At 47.9% G+C, this 22,219-nt stretch carries 25 protein-coding genes; 6 read left to right on the forward strand and 19 right to left on the reverse strand.

Annotation, left to right across the window (positions count from 1 at the left end; translation table 11 throughout):
• Nucleotides 1–67 precede the first annotated feature (67 nt).
• The 14 genes from KNO61_RS07655 to KNO61_RS07720 all read right to left on the reverse strand — a co-directional run bounded on the left by KNO61_RS07655 (nt 68) and on the right by KNO61_RS07720 (nt 13,808).
• Nucleotides 68–538 carry a competence protein ComK gene (locus KNO61_RS07655; RefSeq protein ID WP_015880956.1) on the reverse strand — a complete coding sequence of 157 codons (471 nt, stop codon included), beginning with the start codon at nt 536–538 and terminating at the stop codon, nt 68–70.
• Between the two features lie 127 nt (nt 539–665).
• Nucleotides 666–2,033, reverse strand: a complete 1,368-nt coding sequence (locus KNO61_RS07660; RefSeq protein ID WP_235189242.1) for a sensor histidine kinase — start codon at nt 2,031–2,033, stop codon at nt 666–668.
• Nucleotides 2,033–2,695, reverse strand: a complete 663-nt coding sequence (locus KNO61_RS07665) for a response regulator transcription factor (RefSeq protein WP_015880954.1) — start codon at nt 2,693–2,695, stop codon at nt 2,033–2,035. The genes KNO61_RS07660 and KNO61_RS07665 overlap by 1 nt, the downstream gene beginning before the upstream one ends.
• Nucleotides 2,696–3,007: 312 nt before the next feature.
• Complete coding sequence (gene copZ, locus KNO61_RS07670) at nt 3,008–3,214, reverse strand: copper chaperone CopZ (RefSeq protein WP_074037662.1); 207 nt, start codon at nt 3,212–3,214, stop codon at nt 3,008–3,010.
• Nucleotides 3,211–5,322 carry a heavy metal translocating P-type ATPase gene (locus KNO61_RS07675; RefSeq protein WP_214872879.1) on the reverse strand — a complete coding sequence of 704 codons (2,112 nt, stop codon included), beginning with the start codon at nt 5,320–5,322 and terminating at the stop codon, nt 3,211–3,213. The genes copZ and KNO61_RS07675 overlap by 4 nt, the downstream gene beginning before the upstream one ends.
• An 11-nt stretch (nt 5,323–5,333) precedes the next feature.
• Nucleotides 5,334–5,636: a metal-sensitive transcriptional regulator gene (locus tag KNO61_RS07680; protein WP_015880950.1), complete on the reverse strand. Its 303-nt coding sequence runs from the start codon at nt 5,634–5,636 to the stop codon at nt 5,334–5,336.
• 91 nt (nt 5,637–5,727) lie between these two features.
• Nucleotides 5,728–7,275 carry a long-chain-fatty-acid--CoA ligase gene (locus KNO61_RS07685; protein ID WP_214872881.1) on the reverse strand — a complete coding sequence of 516 codons (1,548 nt, stop codon included), beginning with the start codon at nt 7,273–7,275 and terminating at the stop codon, nt 5,728–5,730.
• 100 nt (nt 7,276–7,375) lie between these two features.
• A complete protein-coding gene (locus KNO61_RS07690; RefSeq protein WP_214872883.1) occupies nt 7,376–7,849 on the reverse strand; it encodes a PTS sugar transporter subunit IIA in 474 nt (157 codons plus the stop codon).
• A gap of 147 nt (nt 7,850–7,996) precedes the next feature.
• Nucleotides 7,997–8,986, reverse strand: a complete 990-nt coding sequence (gene lplA / locus KNO61_RS07695; protein ID WP_015880947.1) for a lipoate--protein ligase — start codon at nt 8,984–8,986, stop codon at nt 7,997–7,999.
• Nucleotides 8,987–9,057: 71 nt separating this feature from the next.
• Nucleotides 9,058–9,945 (reverse strand): Cof-type HAD-IIB family hydrolase, encoded by an 888-nt coding sequence (locus tag KNO61_RS07700; protein ID WP_214872885.1) that lies wholly within the window; start codon nt 9,943–9,945, stop codon nt 9,058–9,060.
• Between the two features lie 87 nt (nt 9,946–10,032).
• A complete protein-coding gene (gene hemG / locus KNO61_RS07705) occupies nt 10,033–11,418 on the reverse strand; it encodes a protoporphyrinogen oxidase (RefSeq protein ID WP_214872886.1) in 1,386 nt (461 codons plus the stop codon).
• Entirely contained in the window at nt 11,411–12,340 is a 930-nt protein-coding gene (hemH, locus tag KNO61_RS07710) for a ferrochelatase (RefSeq protein WP_078146425.1), read from the reverse strand. The genes hemG and hemH overlap by 8 nt, the downstream gene beginning before the upstream one ends.
• Nucleotides 12,337–13,386 (reverse strand): uroporphyrinogen decarboxylase, encoded by a 1,050-nt coding sequence (gene hemE, locus KNO61_RS07715; RefSeq protein ID WP_015880943.1) that lies wholly within the window; start codon nt 13,384–13,386, stop codon nt 12,337–12,339. The genes hemH and hemE overlap by 4 nt, the downstream gene beginning before the upstream one ends.
• A gap of 116 nt (nt 13,387–13,502) precedes the next feature.
• The gene (locus KNO61_RS07720) at nt 13,503–13,808 is read right to left on the reverse strand and encodes a MerR family transcriptional regulator (protein WP_214872887.1); all 306 of its coding nucleotides are present in this window, start codon (nt 13,806–13,808) and stop codon (nt 13,503–13,505) included.
• A gap of 120 nt (nt 13,809–13,928) precedes the next feature.
• On the opposite strand from KNO61_RS07720, the gene KNO61_RS07725 reads away from it, so the two are divergent.
• Nucleotides 13,929–15,233: an ammonium transporter gene (locus KNO61_RS07725; protein ID WP_240499790.1), complete on the forward strand. Its 1,305-nt coding sequence runs from the start codon at nt 13,929–13,931 to the stop codon at nt 15,231–15,233.
• Nucleotides 15,234–15,277: 44 nt separating this feature from the next.
• Here the strand turns inward: KNO61_RS07725 and KNO61_RS07730 are convergent, their stop codons facing one another.
• Together KNO61_RS07730 and KNO61_RS07735 are read right to left on the reverse strand one after the other, a co-directional pair.
• Nucleotides 15,278–16,411, reverse strand: a complete 1,134-nt coding sequence (locus tag KNO61_RS07730) for an ABC transporter permease (protein WP_078146423.1) — start codon at nt 16,409–16,411, stop codon at nt 15,278–15,280.
• Nucleotides 16,408–17,145, reverse strand: coding sequence for an ABC transporter ATP-binding protein (locus KNO61_RS07735; protein WP_251024805.1), 738 nt, complete (start codon nt 17,143–17,145; stop codon nt 16,408–16,410). Before KNO61_RS07735 ends, KNO61_RS07730 begins: the two co-directional genes overlap by 4 nt.
• A gap of 169 nt (nt 17,146–17,314) precedes the next feature.
• On the opposite strand from KNO61_RS07735, the gene KNO61_RS07740 reads away from it, so the two are divergent.
• Nucleotides 17,315–17,566: a GlsB/YeaQ/YmgE family stress response membrane protein gene (locus KNO61_RS07740; RefSeq protein WP_031421191.1), complete on the forward strand. Its 252-nt coding sequence runs from the start codon at nt 17,315–17,317 to the stop codon at nt 17,564–17,566.
• 45 nt (nt 17,567–17,611) lie between these two features.
• Here KNO61_RS07740 and KNO61_RS07745 read toward each other — a convergent pair whose 3' ends face one another.
• Nucleotides 17,612–18,661: a hypothetical protein gene (locus tag KNO61_RS07745; RefSeq protein ID WP_214872888.1), complete on the reverse strand. Its 1,050-nt coding sequence runs from the start codon at nt 18,659–18,661 to the stop codon at nt 17,612–17,614.
• A 129-nt stretch (nt 18,662–18,790) separates the two neighbouring features.
• On the opposite strand from KNO61_RS07745, the gene KNO61_RS07750 reads away from it, so the two are divergent.
• The gene (locus tag KNO61_RS07750) at nt 18,791–19,219 is read left to right on the forward strand and encodes an HIT family protein (protein WP_015880936.1); all 429 of its coding nucleotides are present in this window, start codon (nt 18,791–18,793) and stop codon (nt 19,217–19,219) included.
• Nucleotides 19,220–19,251: 32 nt separating this feature from the next.
• Here the strand turns inward: KNO61_RS07750 and KNO61_RS07755 are convergent, their stop codons facing one another.
• Complete coding sequence (locus tag KNO61_RS07755; RefSeq protein ID WP_214758443.1) at nt 19,252–19,587, reverse strand: hypothetical protein; 336 nt, start codon at nt 19,585–19,587, stop codon at nt 19,252–19,254.
• Between the two features lie 168 nt (nt 19,588–19,755).
• Here KNO61_RS07755 and KNO61_RS07760 point away from each other — a divergent pair, with 168 nt between their 5' ends.
• Nucleotides 19,756–20,112, forward strand: a complete 357-nt coding sequence (locus tag KNO61_RS07760; protein ID WP_015880934.1) for a hypothetical protein — start codon at nt 19,756–19,758, stop codon at nt 20,110–20,112.
• A gap of 61 nt (nt 20,113–20,173) precedes the next feature.
• Nucleotides 20,174–20,737, forward strand: a complete 564-nt coding sequence (locus KNO61_RS07765) for an HTH-type transcriptional regulator Hpr (protein ID WP_078146419.1) — start codon at nt 20,174–20,176, stop codon at nt 20,735–20,737.
• Here the strand turns inward: KNO61_RS07765 and KNO61_RS07770 are convergent.
• Nucleotides 20,721–21,059, reverse strand: coding sequence for a DUF1878 family protein (locus KNO61_RS07770; RefSeq protein WP_237708238.1), 339 nt, complete (start codon nt 21,057–21,059; stop codon nt 20,721–20,723). The two genes, KNO61_RS07765 and KNO61_RS07770, sit on opposite strands and share 17 nt — an antisense overlap.
• 153 nt (nt 21,060–21,212) lie before the next feature.
• On the opposite strand from KNO61_RS07770, the gene KNO61_RS07775 reads away from it, so the two are divergent.
• Entirely contained in the window at nt 21,213–22,214 is a 1,002-nt protein-coding gene (locus KNO61_RS07775) for a peptidylprolyl isomerase (RefSeq protein WP_214689357.1), read from the forward strand.
• The last annotated feature ends 5 nt before the right edge of the window (nt 22,215–22,219 follow it).

The raw sequence follows: 22,219 nt of genomic DNA on the forward strand, positions 1-22,219 counted from the left end.
AAGATGTGCAAATACACATATGATATCTCTTCTTCATCATAGAGGGGTTTGTCATTGAATTCAATCCTTAAGCGTGTTGCAATGTGCTGTCATGGAAACGTTTTTGAAAAGCGTACGATAATTCGATTGACCGTTGTTTTTGTCTCGACACGGTATGATCAGATACGTGAACCTTGACCGATTCCCCCGTCAAAAACTGAATGAGAGTCTCTTTTCCGTCTTTCTTGATGGCCGTCACGTGTTGAAAGTTGATCCACGCACAATCTGGACTTTCTTTGGCAATCGTCGGAAAGAAGACGGCATCCGCATGCCAATCCATGACGACCGGTGTCTTTCGATGTGGTCCGAGGACGTGTCGCGCTGCCTCGATTCGACCTTGAATGCTCGACCCGTAGTATAGACACGCGTGTTCTAATAAGTCGATTGGCGACCCTTTTACTCGCATGACGCCTTCTGGTTGATACACAAGTGTTTCCGCTTCGCCAAACTCGTTAAATACAGGAATTAAAGCTCTCGTTTCATTGGTCAATCTGCTCATCTTTTCATCCCCCATAACGTATGTAATGACTTACATGTCATTCATACCAGGATTCGATGCGCCTCGCAAATCGGCTTTTGTCTATTTCCCATGAAAAAACCAGCCGTTTCCTGGCTGATTTTGAAAATCAAGCATTCGAATTTAAAGGTTGGTTCGACTTGAGTCGGGGAAAGTAAAATCGCACTGCTGTTCCGTCTCCTGTATTTCGTAGAGACACTTCCCCTGTGTGAAGTGTCACAATTCGCTGCACGATGAACAGACCGAGTCCGAACTTCCCTTGCTTCCCTCGAGAGAATTGGTGGAACAAGTCTAAACTCTCATCAACTGGCGGTCCGTCGTTAAAGATGGTGATTTCAACGCCAGCGTCATCTTGGTGGAGGTCGATGCGAATGCAAGATTCCGCGTAACGGAGTGCATTGTCGAGCACGTTCTCAAATGCGACCCGGATCTGTTCCCCGTCTCCAAGCATCTCGCCGCCTTCGCCATTGATTTCCCAATCGAGCTGGCCTCTAAGTTTGAAGCGCGCGACGAGCAGTTCCATCAACTTGTCGAGATTAATTGGTTCAAGTTTCATTTCCTGTCCCTTGAAATATTCAAGTTTTGTGACGTACAACAAATCGACGACTTTCTTTTCGAGTCGAGACGCTTCCTCATCAATGACCTCGGCAGAACCTTTCAAGTCTCCTGTCGGATAAATACCGTCCCCAATCGATTGGGCATATCCTCGAATGACCATGATCGGTGTCTTTAAGTCATGCGATATGTTTTGAAGCAACGCTTGTTGTGCCAAATCCTGCTCTTTTAATTCCTTACGCATGGCATCAATCGAATGGGCCAACTGACCGAGTTCATCTTGACGATCTAATGGTAAAGCGGTCTCCCACTGTCGATTCGAAATCTTCTCAACGGCCCGTTCCATCTCCACAATCGGTTTCGTCAGTTGACGCGACATCAATAAAGCTGGAATCAGTGACAAGAGGCTGATGATGCCAATCAGAATCGAGATTCGCCAGTATAATGTCGACACCAACTCACGACGATAGGCATCCCAAGCGTAGGAGGCCTGATACACAATCGTTCCATCGTACTCATTTTGACGAATGATGTAATAGACGTCTTCCCCATCAATTGTCGTCTGATACCGCTCGACCTGACCACTTTGATTTAACGCTTCCTGATACATGCGGTTCGTCAATTCAAGCGGGGCCGATCCGTAGATGATCCGTCCGTTCGGGAGAAAGATCAATTGGTTGACCGAACGGGACTCCTGTTGGCGTCGGTCATACTCAATCGGGTTTTGGGGATAGTTCTCTAACTCATTCGTGTTCCCTAAATAATAGTCCACATCTCGTAACGTCTCATACACTTGTTCATCGATGAACTGGGTGATGGATGAACGGACCGTAATCAAGATCATGAGCGCAAGCGTCACGATGATGAGTAAGATGAGCACCCAAATCTTCCACATGAGACGTTTCGGTTTAAGCGCGTCCATCATGGTCTGACGAGACGGTAGCCGATACCGTAAAGCGTTTCGAGCTCAAGGCGATGCAATTTCTTTCGGACACGACGCACCAAGTCATCGACGACGCGGTCCGATCCGAAATAATCATTCCCCCAAACACCTTCTAAAATTTGCTCACGCGACAACGCGGAGCCCGGATGTTCAAGGAAGAGTAGCAGTAAATCAAATTCTTTCGAAGTCAAATCGATCTCTTCATCTCCGTGCTTGATCAGACGTTTATCCGGATAAATGGTGTACTCTCCGTATTCGATATGCTCGTTCGACTTCGAACCGTAGACACGATCAATCAATTTTTTGACACGGATGACAAGTTCCCTTGGAAGGAACGGTTTGGCGATGTAGTCATCCGAACCCATCTCGAGTCCGATGATTTTGTCGATATCCTCATCGCGCGCCGAGATGAAAATCGTCGGCGTATTCGCATTGACGGCTTTGATTTGTTTCAACAATTGAAAGCCATCCAGGTCTGGCAACATGATATCGAGCACCCACAAATCCGGTTGATCTGGAATCGCTTCTTGTGCAGATGTCCCATCCGCAAATGAGCGAACGTTGTATCCTTCCTGTTCTAGATACGTGACGAGCATTTTATTTAAGTTTGCTTCATCGTCGACTAAGTAGATTGTATACATTCAAGTCACCTCAACACGTTTTTTCTCATCATATCAAACAATTGTCGTGAAATGATGGGAAAGAAATGAAGTCAAAGAAAAAAGAAGGCAACGAAATCGCACCTTCTTCAGCGTACTGAATTTGTTCGTAACTGTTGCGTCAAAAATGCCGCGCCCCCACTAATCATCGCCAACACTCCACTGATCATGATCATTTCCATGATGTCCGCCTCCCGTTGATACCGATTCTCATTATCAACTTAAATATAGCACACATCCTATTCATTGAATACCACAAAAAAAAGTCCCGATTTCACTCGGGACTTACCATGATTATGCTTTTACGTCATATCCTTGTTCCTCGACTGCCTCCACCATCGTCTCAAGTGAGACAGAATCTTGATGGATCACGTCGACTCGATGCTCTTGAAGCGATACCGTCGCTGATTCGACACCATTCAATTCATTTAATGCTCCTTCAACGGCAGCTTTGCAATGATTACATGTCATACCTTCTACGGTTAACGTTGTTTCTTTCATGATGATGATCCTCCTTGTGTTTTTAATCGTAATGCGTTCAAGACGACAGACACCGAACTGAACGCCATCGCTGCTCCAGCAATCCATGGGGCAAGTAACCCTGCTGCAGCGACCGGGATACCAAGACTATTATAGGCAAGGGCCCAGAACAAGTTTTGACGAATGTTCTTCATCGTCAAACGACTCATATTCATCGCTCGACTCACGCCTTCAATGTCTTGCCCTACAATTGTAACATCTGCCGCCTCGAGTGCGACATCCGTACCGCTCCCGAATGCGATCCCAACGTCCGCCACCGCAAGTGCCGGGGCATCGTTCATGCCGTCCCCTACCATGGCAACGCGACCGGATTGTTTTAAGCGTTCGATTTGGTCCGCCTTTTCAACCGGAAGGACTTCGGCAATCACTTGATGATGAGGGATGCCAAGTTCGTCGGCAATCGCGTAGGCGACTTCCTTCCGATCACCCGTCAAGACGTACACGTCACGCGTTTGACTAAGCGCTTGCACGACTTCACGACTTTTCGGTTTCAATTGATCTTGTAGCCCGAACGCTGCGACAATCCCGCTCTCATCCGCAACGTAGACCGGGGTCATCGCCCCCATCGACCAATCTGGCAAGTTGTATCCGAGCTCTTCCATCATTCGAACAGAGCCGATGATGAGTTCTTTCCCATCAACGACCGCTTTGACTCCTCTTCCGGCTAACTCTTCCACTTTCGTCACGACACCGTCGCCGACTTCCCGACCGATGGCAGCTGCCAAAGGATGCGTCGATTGCCGTTCTGCCATGACGGCACGGCGGAGCATCGCTTCATCTCCGAACGTTTCCACCACTTCCGGTGTCCCGTTCGTCAATGTCCCTGTCTTATCAAAAACAACGATGTTTGATTCATTGAGTGATTCGAGTTGTCCCCCACCTTTGAACAACACACCTTGTTCTGCCGCTCGTCCCGTTCCGACCATGATCGATGTCGGAGTTGCCAAACCGAGGGCACACGGACAGGCGATGACAAGTACGGCAATCGATGCCCGAATGGCCGTATCGATATCATTTAATAGGAATGCCCAGACCGCGAATGTGAGGGCACTGATGGCTACGACAATCGGCACGAAGACACCCGAGATGCGGTCAGCCTGACGTTGAATCGGCGCCTTATCCGTTTGTGCCTGTTCGACGACACGTACGATTTGAGCGAGCATCGTCTCTTTCCCGACTCGTTCCGCACGCATGAGAATACGATGGGACTGATTGATCGTTCCGCCGACGACTTCGGCGTCGACCGTCTTCTCCGCTGGAATCGATTCTCCTGTCAACATCGATTCATCGATGACTGTCTCTCCCTCAATGATCCGTCCATCGACCGGAATTTTCTCTCCCGGACGCACGACGAGGACGTCTCCTACTTTGACGAGTTCGACAGCGACAGACCGTTCTTCACCATCAACGAACAGGATGGCTTCTTTCGCCTGAAGCGACAAGAGTGATTTCAACGCATCGGTCGTCTTCTCTTTCGCTCGTCCTTCTAACCACTTCCCAAGTAAGACGAGCGTGATGAGGACGGCACTCGTCTCAAAATAGAGATGTGGATTCATCGGGTGCACAATCATTTCAAAAATGGAATAGAAGTATGCGGCCGATGTCCCCGTCGCGACGAGCACGTCCATGTTCGCCGAACCGCTCTTCAAGCTCTTATATGCCCCTTGATAAAACTGCGCCCCAATCCAAAACTGAACGGGGGTCGCTAAGGCGAATTGCCACCATGGGTTCATCAGCCATGGTGCATGAAATCCGAGTCCCGGGATATGCGTCAACATGACGAGGAGTAATGGGGCCGACAACAGTGCAGAGATGATGACCTTCCGCTGTAATGGACCTAAGTCATGCGGCGGCGCCATCTCTACTTTCGGCTCGGCCCCGTATCCGATTTTCTCAATCCGCGCAATCAGCTCTTCTTCTGTAATGCCTTCATCGACACGAATGGTCGCCGTCTCAAGCGGAAGGTTGACCGTCGCTTCCACTCCGTCCATCTTATTCAATACTTTTTCAATTCGTGCCGAACAAGCCGCACAGGTCATTCCTTGTATGGATAACTCAACGGTTTTCATGACATCCCTCCTTATTTTTTGATGCGGCTGACGATCGTCATCAACTCATCAATGTAAGGTTCCATGTTTTCCGTCTCGCTTGCGTGAACCAAACACTTGCGCATATGACGCTCTAACAGTTGCATCTCGACTTGCTTCAGAGCGGCCTGAATGGCTGACGTCTGAGTCAAAATATCGACACAATAGCGGTCGTTCTCGACCATTTTTTGAATCCCTCGGACTTGTCCTTCGATTCGTTTTAGACGTTTCCCGAGTGCCTCCCGTTCGGCATCATCACGCGGAACGAGTGGTTGGTCATGCATAAATTCATCCATGTTGATCACCTCACCACTAATATACCCCTACCCCCTAACTGTGTCAAACGAAAAGATAAAAAAGGAACGACTCGTAGTCGCCCCTCTCTACTCAACTATTTTGAAACGCTTCGCTCTTCAAGACCGTTCGTAAAATCTTTCCAGTCATGTTTCGCGGAAGTTCCTCGATAATCTCAATATAAGTCGGCTGCTTATATTTCGCTAACTTTGTTTGTGTATATGCACGGATCTCTTCTTTCGTGACACCGTCATGTTTCGTGACAACGAATGCCTTCACCGCTTCTCCTTGCTCCGCATCCGGTACACCGATGACGGCAGCTTCGACGATATCCGGATGTTGATACAATACTTCCTCTACCTCACGAGGGTATACGTTATATCCCCCGACGATGACCATATCCTTCTTCCGGTCGACGATATAGAAGTAACCATCCTCGTCACGTCGAGCCAAATCGCCCGTATAGAGCCATCCGTCCCGAAGTGTCATCATCGTTTCTTCCGGTAATTTGTAATACCCTTTCATGACGTTCGGGCCTCGTACAATCAACTCTCCGACTTCACCGACGCCGACTTCTTCCCCAAGCTCGTCGACGACTTTATTTTCGACATGAACGATGGAAGGGCCGATTGACCCGGCTTTACGCTCGCCATGGAGCGGGTTGAAGCAGGTGACCGGTGACGCCTCCGACAGACCGTATCCTTCAAGAATCTTGCACTCGAACATCTGCTCAAACGACTCGAGCAATTGAACCGGTAAGCTTGCTCCGCCTGAGACGAACACGCGAACATGCTTCAATGCAGACGTGTAGGCCGGTACTTTCATTGCCGTCTGTAACAAGAAATTGTACATCGTCGGCACACCGGCAAATAACGTCACACGGTGCTTTGGTACTAGATCGAACACATCTTGTGGTGAGAACTTCGGTAAGATGACAATCGTCGCCCCTCGGAGGAGTGGTGCATTGACGATGACCGTCAAACAGAACACGTGGAACATCGGCAATGCCGCCAATGCCTTATCCTCTGGAGTGATGTCTAAATACTCTCCGATCGAATGTGCGTTTGAGAACAAGTTTCGATGGGTGAGGAGAGCTCCTTTCGGTTTTCCGGTCGTCCCACTCGTATAAAGGATGACGGCAACTTCATCCTCGTCCACTTCGATGAACGTCCCTTCTGTTTCAGCAAACGCTTCTGCGAATGGGATGAATTCAATCGTCCCTTCCCGCTTCAATGCCGGAACATCGGCATATGGAACGGAAATCACGAGTTTTAAGTGAGGCAACTTCGTGAGTGCCGCTTCCGCCTGTGCGACGAGCGGTGATAAGCCAACAATCCCTTTTACATCCCCATCAAGCAGAATGTAGGCCATTTCATCAGGCGTGTATGTAGGGTTGATCGGAATGACGACCCCTCCACGTGACAACACAGCGAAATATGCAATCAGGAACGCAGGACTGTTTCCGAGAACGAGGGCGACGTGATCGCCTTGTCCAATTCCTTTTTGCTCAAGTGTCGACGCCATCGCCTTGACTTGCCCATAAAACTGTCCGTAACTCACCGTGTCTTCCCCAAACACATACGCTGCTTTCTGCGGGTGAGCCATCACTACTTCTTGTAGTGACTTGACTAAGTTTGCCATGGTAATCCCCCTTTAAATGAATGATGATTCACTTTTGAGCCATAAAAAAGAGCACGTTGTCCGCGCTCTTTTCAATTACTTCTATTGTACATGAAATGTTTCAATAAGAAAACGCTTCCAAAAAGTTCGCCTGTAAGTGGAACAATCCGGCGCGACTTTTCACGTGTACGAGCGCTTGAAGGGATTCATCATCCATGAGCAAATCATCAATCAGTTTATGATAGCCCTGTTTTTTTGATTCATTCGTAGCCGTAATCAATAATATCGCTTTCGCTTGAATCGTTTCTCCCGTGATGGTTTTTACTTCACATGGATTCAACAGATGAAGCAGGGAAATACCATCTCGTTTCGCTATAGAGATAGGAACATCAATGACCGCAACCGGTACAGCGACATCACTCACCCCAGAAGGAATGATTGTTTCTTGATCGAGAACGACTCGCGTAAATGAAGAACTGACCATGCCTTTTCGTTCCAACTCAAGACCTACCGCCATCATCGCACGTTCAAACGTTGATTGTTCCGTCACCCACATCCGACTCGGGTCCATCCATTCACTGAGCCTTCGATACATAGTGATTCCTCCTATTTTTAATCAGCCGCTACGAAAGCGCTTGCACAAATTATGATACGCCTTCTCCCATCGAGGCGCAATCCGTATGATCAACGTTCACGAAACTGCCAAAAAAAGGCGACCTCCGTAGAGACCGCCATGACTAACTTAACTAATTAAATCGACTAATTCCTCGAGCTCGACATTTCCGAAGTAATGTTTCAAATCGAGTTGCATCAATTGCTCACGGATGGCCGCACGTTCGAAACGCGTCCCAACGAGCGCTTGCTCGACGTCTTGGATGTCACCGACACCAAAGAAATCTCCGTAAATTTTCGCTTCTGTGATCGTCCCTTTGTTGACGTTCAAGCGGACATCGATCGTTCCGATTGGGAAACGACGCTTCGACTCAACGTCGAACTTCGGTGACTTCCCAAAGTTCCAGTCCCAGTTCGCATAGCGTTCTTTCGAGATATCATGGACGATTTCCCAATCCTCGTCACGAAGTACATAGCGTTCCGGTTGTTCTCCATCATAAATCGAATGGAGGAGCGCCTCGACGAAATGTTCCATCTCCATCTCACGCTCTAAAAATTCAGTGATGTTCGCCACACGGCTACGAACGGACTTGATTCCTTTTGAACGCATTTTCTCTTCCGAGACGTTAAGCGAGTTCACGACCTCTTCGATGTTCGAGTTGAACATGAGCGTCCCGTGGCTGAACATGCGTCCACGCGTCGTGAATTGGGCGTTCCCGCTAATTTTACGCTCACCGACCTGAATGTCGTTACGACCCGTCAGTTCTGCCTCGACACCGAGGTTACGAAGCGCATCCACAATCGGTTGTGTGAACTTCTTATAGTTATTGAACGAGTTGCCATCGTCTTTTGTGATGAAGCTGAAGTTCAAGTTCCCTTCATCGTGATAGACGGCGCCGCCACCAGAGAGACGTCGAACGACATCGATGCCATTCTCTTCGATGTACTTCAAGTTGACTTCTTCTGATGTGTTTTGGTTCTTCCCGATGATGATGGACGGACCGTTAATATAGAACAGGAAGTAATCTTCATGATCGACGTTCAGATGTTTAAGGATATACTCTTCAACCGCCAAGTTAATCTTCGGGTCGCGGATATCCGGATTAAAAATAAATTTCACAGTTTATTTCCTCCTAGTCGGATGTTCGTTAATCGTATTATACGAAACGAGACGAGTCCTCGACAAATCTTTTACTTCCACTCACCTGTCATCACGCGCTTCAATGCGTTCGCCACACCATACTCATCATGGCGTTCGGTGACGTGGTCGCTGATGGCAATCAAGTCTTCGTGGCTATTGGCCATCGCAATCCCTTTACCGGCTACTTTGAACATCGGAACGTCGTTCAAGTTATCCCCGATCACGACGACCTCAGATAAATCGATGCCATAGTGTTCAGCAAGTTTTGTCACACCGTTCCCTTTATCTGCACCGTGTGCCATCACTTCGATGTTGTCATTGCCTGAAGACGTGACATACACTCCTTCGACTTGGTCTTCGATTTCTTTCCAAAGCCCGTTCATCTTCTCGAGATGACTTGAGAACGCGATGAACTTATAGACACGTCCCGCTTCTTCTCGGATAAAGTTCTCAATGTCATCAACAATTTTGACGTCTTCATTGACGTAATAGCGATTCTTAAAGAATTCGTACATCTCGAGCGAGCGGTCGTCACCATTCGCTTTCAAGTTTTTCATCGACGCTTCAATCAAGTCGCCACGGCTCGCTATGAGTCCCGCTTCTGTGTACGTTTCGTAAAAGACGTCCGCATACTTGTCATCTTGATGAAGGACATTGATGACTTGAAGCGCCTCATCAATCGTCAAATCGATTTCGTGAAGGACTTCTCCCGACGTGTCGAGCACGCGTCCCCCATTCGACGATACGATTGGGCAAGAGAGTCCGACCTCGTCTAAAATCTGTTTCGCATTCACATAGTTGCGCCCCGTCGCAATCGCAAAGCGAATTCCTGCCGCCTCTGCTTCACGAACGATCTCCGCTGTCTCATCCGCGATTTTGGTGTGGTTGTGCAAAATCGTACCGTCCATGTCTGATACAAAAAGTTTATACGTTGCCATCTTCCATCACTCCTTTTTCTCTTTCGCTTCTAACTATAACAAAAAGAGAGGGTTGCGGAACAATCCGAACCCTCCCTTCATCAAATCTCAATTTTTTTCACGCAATGCCTTCACTTGTTCCCGAATACTCTTCACACAGTCCGGCATCCCAATTCCGTCATAGGCGATTCCGGCGAGAATGACGCCTGGATATACCCGGCTCATCTCGGCTCGGAGTGCTTTGACACGGTCCGCATGAAAGACCGCATAAGGAGGCAGTCCATCACGGAGTCGACTAACGACGGTTTGAACCGGTTCACGATGAATGCGCATCAGGCCACGGAGATCGTGTAATGCCGTCTCGATGATTTCTTCATCGGATGCTTCGACGATATCATCTGCCCCCGGACGACCTAAAAAGACACGAAGGACGTGATATCCTTCCGGCACCGCATGCGGCCATTTCTGGTCGATGAACGTACATGCCGTGATCGTCACATCCGCTTCTTGACTCGTCACGAACCCTGTCCCGACGAACGGAAGCTCAATATCTTCTTCTTTGAAGACAAGCGAGCATGTGGCCGTCGCATGTGGCTTCATGTCCGCCAAAAAGTCACTGTCGACTTTCGGGAGGAACTGACGAATGAGGCGCGGTGGGACCGTCAACACGAGATGGTCCGTGTCGATATCTCCGCGACTCGTGAAGAGACAGTACCCGTCCTCACGTTCGGATACTTGTTCGACGGAACAGTTTAATACGATTTCAGTACGTTCCAACCGTTCTGCCAAGCGGTCTGTCAGTGATTTGAGTCCACGTTTCAACGAAGCGAACTGACCGACCTTCTTTGCTCCGACTTCTGCGACTCGTTGTTCCGGTCGTAAGTGTCGCATCCCTTCATACAAGTTGCCGTATTTCTTTTCTCCCTCAATGAACTGCGGGAATGTCGACATCGCACTCATTTGATCGATGTCTCCAGCATAGATACCAGAGAGTAACGGTTCAATCAATCGGTCGACGATTGGGTCCCCGACACGCTCACGAAGGTAGAGGCCGAGTGAGACGTCCGAGTCTGGCGCTTTTACATCTGGAGGGGACAGCAACATCTGCTTCAAGTCCTCATGCTCTTCCTCCGAGAGCAACGTCGTCTCACGAAACGCATTGACGTCGAGCGGGATCCCCATCACCGTCTGTTTCGGAATCGGGTGGAGCCCGTCATGATGAAGAACGTAAGCTTGACCGACTCCATTGCGAACGAGTTCATCGCCTAAACCGACGTCTTCAATCAATTCTGTCATCGCAGTCTTACGAAAGACATACGAGTCCGGACCACGTTCCACCGCAAACTCGCCCGTTTCATACGTATCAATCTTTCCTCCGAGGCGATCCGTCGCCTCGAGCAACGTGATGGTCACGTCTTCCGGCAAATAACGCTCTGCATAAAAAGCGGCGGTGAGACCTGTGATCCCACCACCGACAATCGTGAATTTACGCATGATGCACAATCACGCTTTCCATTCGATCCGCGATGGCTTCGATGAAGCTTCGCTCTGCATTTGGCATAGCCGGACGTGCGTAGTGAACACCGAGGCGGTCACAGACAACTTTACACTCGACGTCGTTATCGAACAATACTTCGAGATGGTCTGCAACAAAGCCGACCGGCGTATAGACGAACGCCTCGTAGCCATGCTTTTCATAAAGTTCAGCCGTCAAATCTTGGACATCTGGTCCAATCCATGGGTCCGGCGTGTTTCCTTCTGACTGCCAACCAATCTCATAATGCGGGACGCCTGTCTCAATGGCAATTTTATCAGCTGTTTCTTTCAACTGATCCGGATACGGGTCGCCACCAGCCAAGATTTTCTCAGGAAGACTATGCGCTGAAACGATGAGACATGTCTTTTCAGCCGGTACAGGCAATGACGCATACGTATCGTTAATCGCATTCGCCCACCATTTGATAAACTTCGGCTCATCATACCACGACTCTACCGAACGAATGTCGATGCCATACTTCGCTGCTTCTTCATGAGCACGTCCGTTGTATGATTTGACGCTATATGACGAGTAATGAGGTGCTAAGACAACCGATACCGCCTCTTTGATGCCGTCGTTCGCCATTTGCGCGACCGCGTCTTCTACGAACGGTTCGATATGCTTCAATCCGATATACAGTTTGAACTCGATTTCACCTACATGACGCTCGTTCAAGATGTCACGAAGCGTCTCCGCTTGATCGATTGTGATTTTTGCGAGTGGAGATACACCACCAATCGCTTCGTAACGTTCCGTCAAATCTTGGAGTGCTTCCGGTGACGGTTTGCGTCCGTAGCGAATGTGCGTGTAATACCGCTCGATATCTTCTGGTTTGTACGGTGTGCCGTACGCCATGACAAGTAGTCCGACTGTTTTCATGATTCGTTGCCTCCCATTTTTTCGCGTGAGTAGTCGTGAATGAATGCCGTCAATTTGACGAGTACGGCTGGGTCGACTTCAGGGAACACCCCATGTCCCAAGTTGAAGACGTATCCTGGCTGTTTCATTCCTTCATCTAAAATTTCCTTAACCTTCTCTTCGATGACCGGCCATGGAGCTAACAAGAACGACGGGTCTAAATTTCCTTGAACCGCCTTTGTAATACCACGGTCCCGTGCTTCCTGTACCGACAGGCGCCAGTCAAGCCCGACCACATCAAGTGGAAGGTCGTGCCATTCTTCGATTTGATGGCTCGCTCCGACACCATGCATGATGAGTGGAATGTCGAGTGAACGTAGTTCTTTAAAGATACGCTCCGTCGTCGGTTTGATGTAACGTGCATAATCTTTGCGGCTGAGCGTCCCGACCCACGAATCAAACAATTGGAACGCTTGAATGCCGGCATCCGCTTGCGCCTTCGCATACGTGATGACCATGTCGCCGAGTTTTTCCATCAATGCATTCCATACATCCGGTTCTGCATACATGAGTGCTTTCGTACGATGGTAGTTCCGCGACGGTCCCCCTTCGATCATATAGCTCGCCAATGTGAACGGTGCGCCTGAGAAGCCGATAAGCGGAACTTCTAGTCGTTCCCGTAGTAGACGAATCGTGTCAAAAACGTATGAGATATCTTCCGGGTTTAACGGTTTCAAACGTTCCACATCTTCCATCGTTCGATACGGATTGTCGATGACCGGTCCAATCCCGCTCTTGATCTCGACATCGACTCCCATAGACGGAAGTGGCGTCATAATGTCCTTATATAGAATGGCCGCGTCGACTCCGAGTTGTTTCACCGGAAGTTCCGTGACATATGCACAAAGTTCAGGATCATGCGTGATCTCGAATAGTGACCTCGTCTTTTTAATCTCTCGATATTCCGGTTGGTAGCGTCCGGCTTGGCGCATATACCACACAGGTACATAGTCTGTCGCCTCTCCTTTAAACGCTTTTAAAATAGTATCGTTCATACGTCGCGTCATTCCCCTCTAAATTTCTCCTACACTCTTTATTCTCGTGTTTGTGAACTCAAAAACATTATACAGAAATTAATTAGAATTATGCTAATGTGAAGCATTTTCATTGTGTTTTCTTTGTGTCATTTTTTTGTCGGAAATGTTCGGAAGGCTGAATTCAACTGACCCCGAATCAAATCATCCCGCTGTTTCGTCGACAATCGTCGTTCTCGTTCTTTAATATCTTGAATTCGCCATCCATCTTCTAGTTTGGTCGCCACTTCGACTAAACGTTCCACGTCATGGAAAGAATATTTACGTGAACCACCTTTTGTACGTTCCGGAAAGACGAGACCTTTTTCTTCATAATACCGAATTTGGCGCTCTGAAAGTCCCGTCAACTCAGTCACGACACCCATCCCGATCACTTTCTTCGATTTGTAGTCCATTCAGCCTCGCCTCCTTAATAAAAAAACTATGTCAGATAATCTGACAAAATGCAATCCAGCATGCAATTTTCGTTTTACACTGAAGTCAACTTTTGGAAAGCACCTAAGAAAAAGGAGGGCATGAACATGGAAGACATTCTCTATTATATGGACACGCTGTATGTACTCATCGCTGCATTGCTCGTATTGACGATGCAATTAGGTTTCGGATTACTCGAGACAGGGACGCTTCGGGCGAAGAACGCCGGTCACGTCGCGGTCAAACAAATTATCAGCCTCTCTGTGGCGGCACTCGCTTTTTGGGCGGTCGGGTTCGGCCTCTCGTTCGGTGACGGGACAACTTGGTTTGGGACAGAAGGATTCTTCTTAAGCGGATCGTTCACAAGCCTCGACTGGGCGAACGTCTCAATCGACATCAAGTTCTTATTCCAGTTATCATTCGTTGCAGTTTCTCTCGCCATCGCGTGGGGTGGATTTGCAGAACGGGCTAAGCTTTCTGCCTACGTTCTGTTCGGTATCTTCTTCGTTGCCATCCTCTATCCAATCGTCGCTCGCTCAGTATGGGCTGGTGGAATGCTCGGATCAATGGGGATGCAAGACTTCGCAGGTTCGGCGGTCGTTCACCTTCAAGGTGGGATGGCGGCTCTCATGGCAACAATCATTTTGAAACCACGTCGTAAAACGGAATCACTCGCTGGTCATAACCATGTGTTAACAGTCGTGGGCGGTCTCGTCCTTTGGCTTTGCTGGTTCGGCTTTAACGCCGGTTCGACAATGTCGGTCGCTGACGGATTCTTCGGTTACGTCGCATTGACAACGATGCTCGCCACAGCAGCTGGTGCGCTCGGTGCTCTGACCATCGTCATGCTCCATCGGAAGACGGCAGATATCCCGACAATCGTCAACGGAGTACTCGGGGCGCTCGTCGCCATCACGGCAGCATGTGCGTTCGTCGAACCGTGGGCAGCCGTCGTCATTGGGGCACTCGCATCGGTTGCAACATATGGAACGAGCATCTTGATGGCGAAGTATGTGGATGACCCGCTCTGCGCCTTCTCCGTACACGGAGTCGCTGGAATCATCGGAACACTCGCACTCGGCTTCTTCGCATCGCCTCGACTCGTTGAGATCACAGGGATCGGTTCTGCCGGACTCTTCTACGGTGGCGGATTGACACAGCTCGGTGTACAGACACTCGGTGTGTTGATCGCGATGGTCATCGCCGGCGGTGGAAGTTACGCCTTCTTGAAACTTCTCGATGTCACAATCGGACTCCGTGTCACAGAAGAACAAGAAGATGTCGGCCTCGACATCGCAGAACATGGTGTATCGGCATACGGTGAAGTCGAAGAAACGACTGAGAAACCAGGACGCCTCCCGAAGATTCTCGGTTCGAGCGTATCGGTCATGTCACCTAAAAAATAATCTACTCACGTGAGAAGGACATCCTGTGCGGGATGTCCTTCTTTTTATTTCAATCGATTCAAGTAATAGCGTGTGACCATGACAGACAAGACCAATCCGACCGCCGCATCCCATGTGGCACCAAAAGCGATGGATGCAATCGCAAGAACGACGGACTGGATGACGAGCAGTCGCATCGCCCACCACGAATACCCTGCGATTCGCTCATCGCGTGTGATTGGAAGCCAGGAAACGATGGAAACCGCCTCTAACCGTTTAAATAACGGAACGAGCTGCAACGCGGTCAAGCCTACGAAGAGCGGCGTGACCAATCCGACGTACCATCCTCCCGACATCCACATGACAATGAGCGCCACCACTGTCAAGCGAAGAATCAAATCAAGTGAGTCGTTCGAACGGAGAATGCGAAGTCCGTACACGTAACGCGATGCATCTACGCGCCGTAGGACCCGATTTTCTAGAAGCCGCGTCAACACCCGGCGCTCTCGAACCTCTTCTTTCAAGGTCGGCAAATCGACGAACCAGCTGATCACTCGTTCAAACTGAGCCCGACTCTTCTCCTCAAGCACCAACCAGTGTAAGAGTGGGATGCGCTCGTTTCGTTTCACATGTAAGAAAATGAACGGCATGAACGCGGGCACCCATGCCCACGCTGTCCAATCCATTAAAAGACAAGCGCCGCTCACGAGCGCAAACGGTAGGATTGTCCATTCACGTACGCCTTCCACTTTTGCCAAACGACCTGCAGCTGACAACATGACCATCGTCACGACGACGGATAACACTTCGATACTCGTATAACTCTCTGTCCGTACGAGGAGCGGTAGTAAAACGAGAAGGACGAGCAATCCACGCAATGCAGCAAACACGAGATTAAATAAACGTACCCCCACCATATAAGAACGAATATCCCCTAACTCCGGAAGCAAAAATACTTGATCCGCCTCTTGAATGAACGTTCGCGGGCGATGACCGAGTGGCATGAGCAATAGGACCCCCGCGGCAATCCACGTTCCTGGGAATGTCCCATCGATTCGTTCTAAGAAGTTATTGTAGACGAACGCCCCGTAAATCAAGGTGAAATAGAGCGTGAACAACAGTCCCCCGTTCGCAACGTAGCGGCTGTACTTGACGACCTCTTCCATCCAGGTTCCGAACCTTGCTGTAAATCGATTCATGACGACCGTTCCTCCGAAGCGATTGCTTCTACATATATATCATCAAGTGTCGCATCAGGCGACAATCGATACACGTTGCGCAACTCGGCCGCTGTTCCGCTCGCGATGACGACTCCTTGATGAAGGAAGACGAATCGGTCGCAGTGCCGCTCCGCCGTCTCAAGGATATGGGTGGACATTAAAATCGCGCAATCTTGTTTATATTCATCAAATAATTGAAGCAACTGACGAATGGCTAGTGGGTCTAGACCAACAAATGGTTCATCAACAATCAAGAGCGGCGTTTTCGTCACGAGCGCACACAAGATCATCGCTTTTTGACGCATCCCTTTTGAAAAGACGGAAGGGAACCAGGCGAGTTGCTTTTCCATCCGCATTTCTTTCGCCAAACGTTTCGTTCGCGCAGCCAACTCGTCTGGATTCACATCGTACGCCTTCCCCATCAATTCAATATGTTCTTGCAACGTTAACGTTTCATACAAAATCGGTGTCTCCGGTATGTAACTCACTTTCTTACGATAATTCTTTTCGGAAGAATCTAATGTTTCGCCATCAATTTCGATTTTTCCGGAGAGGGGTGACAATAATCCTAAAATGTGTTTGATTGTCGTCGACTTTCCAGCTCCGTTTAGCCCTATCAACCCGACGAGTTCCCCTTTTTTTACTTCAAACGAAATGTCATGCAAAACTTGTTTACCGAAATATCCGCCGTTCAATCGATCGACGTGCAGCATGAAAACCACACCTTTCATTTTCATCTTTTTTTCGTGGTATATGTTTTAAATGTTGTCACATGGGAATAATCTGAACTGTAAGGCATTTTAAAATAAAACATCAATACTTCCATTGTTCCACAAAATCGTTGTAAAGAACAATGGGAAAACAGAGGAAGGAGAATGATTTATGGGGTTTATTCTTTATTTGATTATCGGGGGTATCATCGGTTGGTTAGCAGGATTGATTTTAGGTAAGGACGTACCAGGTGGAATCATTGGTAACATCATCGCGGGGATTATCGGTGCATGGTTGGGTGGACTTATCTTTGGTGACTTCGGACCAATCGTTGCGGATATCGCGATTATCCCGGCTCTAATCGGTGCGATTATTTTGATCTTGATTGTATCATTCGTTATGAAATCAATGCGTAAAAAATAAGATTATGTATCGGAGGGGCTTCCATTACGGAATGTCCCTCTTTTTTCATTGGATCAATAAATACATCGTGTCGTTCTTTTCGATAAACTGTTTTTCGGTTTCAAGACCAAAGAACGTAAAGAATGATTCGAAGAACGATTGACCGTAATCCCACTCTGTTCCGAGCGGGTGTTCCGATTTCGTTTTCGGTTCACCGAGGAGGGCAATCAAATCATCCGGTCGTTTATCGAGGTCGACCTGAATCGATTCCACTTCCTCATCTTTAAACGTGACAGTCAATCGCTCATAGTCCCATTTTCCTTCACGCTTTCCAGCTGGTTCACCAAGCGTTTCTTGAACCTGCTGACTCGACTGTCCAATTAACGAATCGACCGTTTCGAGTGAATGACCCGTTTGCGCCTCCACTTCAATTTCAATCAACTCAGCCCGCTTCAAATCAAATTGTCCGGCAATGGCTTCGTTCGATTCAGGCATAAGCGCATACTCAATGGATTTAGAAGATATCAATTGAATCGTTTCGGTTTCCGTGACCGTCTCTCCATTTGTCACCGCTACCGCTTTGACATCATATTGTCCCGGCATCTGTTCAAACGATAACGTATCATCGGCTTCATCAATCCGTCCTACCTGTTGCCTATCAATCCAAATATTCGTCAATGGGACGTCCGAGGTCACATCAATTTGTTGTGGGAGTAGTTCAATCCGATAGTCAGAAAAGCCATATCGCCCTTCCCCCGTATCAATCAAACGAAATAATCCGTCCGCCTCCATTCCCGATGTTCGGTCGGCCCGGTCTTTCGCAACTTCTGCGATGGCCTCTCCTCGAATGGACTTTTCAGCGTTCAACCACCCCATGAATCGCAGAGCCTCCGCTCGCGATAAAGGTTCTCCAAGATATTCGACTTTTTCTTCAAAAAAGGTACGGTCTTCTTCTAATAAGGCCACTTTGAATGCGACGTGAATTTTATCTTGTTCTGCCGCCGGCTTGTATGCATATATATAGAAAACAATGGCTCCAACTAAAATCGTTAAACTAGATATCAACAGAAAGACTTTCGGACTCCGTTCTTTTTTTCTACTTCTCGTATATGGCATGTGCTCACCTCCTTTGCTCTCACTTATCTTCTATTATAGAGGGAATCCATCTCGCTTCCTATCGTTCTTGCGCCCGAACTTCCGTGTTATGATGGAACAGAAACGACATTTAAGAATGGAGGAATGAAGATGCACACAGATCCGACCTGTATCTTTTGTAAAATCGCAAAACAAGAAATCCCATCTTATCGGGTATATGAAGACGAAGCGGTCGTCGCTTTCCTCGACCTCTCTCAAGTGACGAAAGGACATACGCTCGTCATCCCGAAACATCATGCGAAAAACGTATATGAATTGCCAGAAGACGTGGCAGCAGACGTCTTCAAACGCGTCCCTACCATCGCCAAAGCGATTCAGCGTGAAACGGGTGCCATCGGAATGAACGTCTTATCGAATGCCGAGGAAGTTGCCGGACAAACGGTGTATCACTTCCATATCCATTTGATTCCGCGCTTTGGACACGAAGATGGATTCGGTGCGAAGTGGATTACGCAAAACGACGCTTTCACGTCAGAAGAACTCACTACCCTTGCATCGAACATCCATGCCCACGTATAAACAGACAGAGACCCGTCATCGACGGGTCTCTTTTATGATTGATTGATTGAATCACGATGGCGTTTTCGTTCCTCTTCTAGTTGCGCCCGCTCGACCTGAAGCTTGATTGCCACTTCATATAACTGTTGACGCGTCTTGACAGATGTCGCTTGTTCAAATTCTTTTCGTAATTCTATTAGACGGGCATCTATTTCAAGCATCCGCTTTTCTCGCATCGATTCTTCACGTGCCTGTTCCGTTTGCTTCGACGCCTCGTATCCCGCCTCTAGTGTATTCATAATGGATTCGGCCCAAGTGTCATCTCCCAGTCGTTTCGCAGCGAGATACAGGTCAAGCATGTCATCTACCCAACGCTTCGCTTTCTCCACTGAGGATCACCTTCCTTTACCTGTATTTTAAAATAAAATGATTTTTCGGTCAAAAATGAATGTTCTGAAAAATTTTATTTGCGATATAGGTTTTTAATCACTCTTTTTTGGTAAAATAATATGAAAAGAATGTAATTCTGATTATCCGAGCTTGAGGAGGGGAATGAATTGTCGAGTCGCCAACGTCGAGATTGGATTGCTTTCGGCTTTGTTTTAGCATTTTTAGGAGTCGCCACGGTGAAGAAACTGGCGCGAGGAACTGCAAATGATGCCGCTGCTCAACAACATCGAGCATCTACAATCACTACGCTAAAAGAACAATTTGGGAATGTGGCGAAACATGCATCGCAGGTTGCCGCCGCAGGAAAACTACAAGGAAAAGAATTGACTGACCAAGTGAAAGCCGAAGTCGAACGCTATCAACAAGACATTCAGCCTTCAGTCGAGCGCATCCAAGGGAACCTTCAGGAACTCTCGAACGTACAGTCTGCTATGACTGACAAAACCGTCAATCAAACACAGTGAGTGTTTGAGGTCATCGTCCGTCGATTACATTTGACTTTTTATCCGGAAAGGATGGATCGAGATGGAACACGAAAAAGAATTCACTGGCCCTGAGGCCATGCTCTATAGCCACAAAATCATTCAATTGAGTAAGGCTTTGTGGAAAACCGTCGAAAAAGACTGGCAAAACTGGATCAAACCGTTCGACTTAAATATCAATGAACATCACATCTTATGGATTGCCCACGCTTTAGGCGGTGCATCGATTTCAGAAATTGCGAAATATGGCGTCATGCACGTCTCGACTGCTTTCAACTTCTCGAAGAAGTTAGAAGATCGTGGATTACTTACGTTTTCTAAAAAAGAGACGGACAAACGAAACACGTACGTTCAATTGACACCTGAAGGCGAATCGTTATTACTCGAAACGATTCACGCATTCGACCCAGAAGGAAACGGCGTATTCCACGCTTCCCTTCCGCTTCAAGAACTATATGGAAAGTTCCCTGACTTAACAGATATGACGGCTATCGTACGTCGCTTGTATGGGGATAACTTTATGGATATCTTTGCGGAAACGTCAAAAATGATCACAGAAGAGGCAGGCAGACGCCCTGATGAGGATGAACTCAGTCAAGAAGCCTGACCTGCCGATAAAGTGGTTCTGTGACGTCTAATGCGATTCCTTGTCGGACGCACGCCTCAAGAATCGTTTTGACGTCAAGTCTCACATCTAACATACCTGCAAAATGGACGAGCAATGGTTCTATGGACGTATATCCGTAGCGCAATTGCTCGTTTTGCTGCGCCCGAATCTCCTCAAGCAATTGATAAAATGACTCGACTTCTTGTTTCGTCAAATTCGCTCGAATCACTTCATATTCGAACGGACGGTCTGTCCAATCGACAATCTCGAGTAAGATCTTCATCTGATAGGCTAAATGCTCGACCTTCTCCTCTAGTGACACTTCCCTCACCCCATCATTTCACATTCTATTTCATCATTATACGACAGGATTGTATGCTATGATACTGTACAGACAAGAGAACAGCTGTCATGATTAGGAAAATGTGATATAGTCGGACTTAGAAACTTTAAAGAATTATTAGGGGTGGAATACATGTCAAACGGAATGACGAACGAACCAAAAAAGCAAGATAAAAAATTCTCAACTGGCGCACTCGTGGGTGCATCTGCAATCGCACTCATCATCGGTGCTGGCGGTACGTATGCGGCAACGAACGCAGGCGGCGGAGAGTCAGATAATTCAGCAGTCGTCACATACAAAGGCGGCGAAATCACACGCGGTGAAATCGCGGATATGAGCTACGACCGCATGGTGCCACAACTCGCATTCCAAGAGACGATGAATGCACTTCTTGAAAAAGAATACGGTGACCAAGTCGACCAAGAAAAAGTAGATGAAGAGTTCAGCAAGACAGAAGAACAGTTCAACTCAGAAGAAGAGTTCGAACAAGCGATTCAACAAGCCGGTATGAGCGGTACGGAAGAGTTTAAAGAAGCGCTTCGCGGACAAATGCTCGTTGACGCTGCGAAATCGAAACTTGTCGATGTGACCGATGAAGAAATCGAAGCACAATTCGCAAAAGAGAACGTGGAAGTGGAAGCTAGCCACATCCTCGTTGAAACTGAAGAAGAAGCACAAGACATCATCAAAGAGTTGAATGACGGTGCAGACTTCGCTGAACTTGCGAAAGAAAAATCAACGGATACTGGTTCAGGAGAACAAGGTGGAGAACTCGGTTTCTTCTCTGCTGGTAAGATGGTACCTGAATTCGAAGAGTACGCATTCAAAGAAGATGTCGTTGGTAAAATCTCTGAACCGGTTCAATCTCAGTTCGGTTTCCATGTCATCAAAGTGACAGACCGTAAAGAGAAAGACTTGAAACTCGAAGACGAGAAAGATCGCATTCGTGAAGAATTGGCAGCTGAAAAATCAGCTTCTGTCGATGCGAACAAAATTTACGCGGAGTTGATTGAAAAATACAACGTTGACGTAAAAGATGCAAAAGCAGAACAACAATTTGACGCCGTTAAAGAAGCCATTAAAAACGCAGACGAGTCTTCAGAAGAACCTGCAGCAGAATCAACTGAAAAGTAATCACA

Source organism: Exiguobacterium sp. s140 (genome assembly GCF_018617035.1).
Classification (GTDB): Bacteria; Bacillota; Bacilli; order Exiguobacteriales; family Exiguobacteriaceae; genus Exiguobacterium; species Exiguobacterium profundum.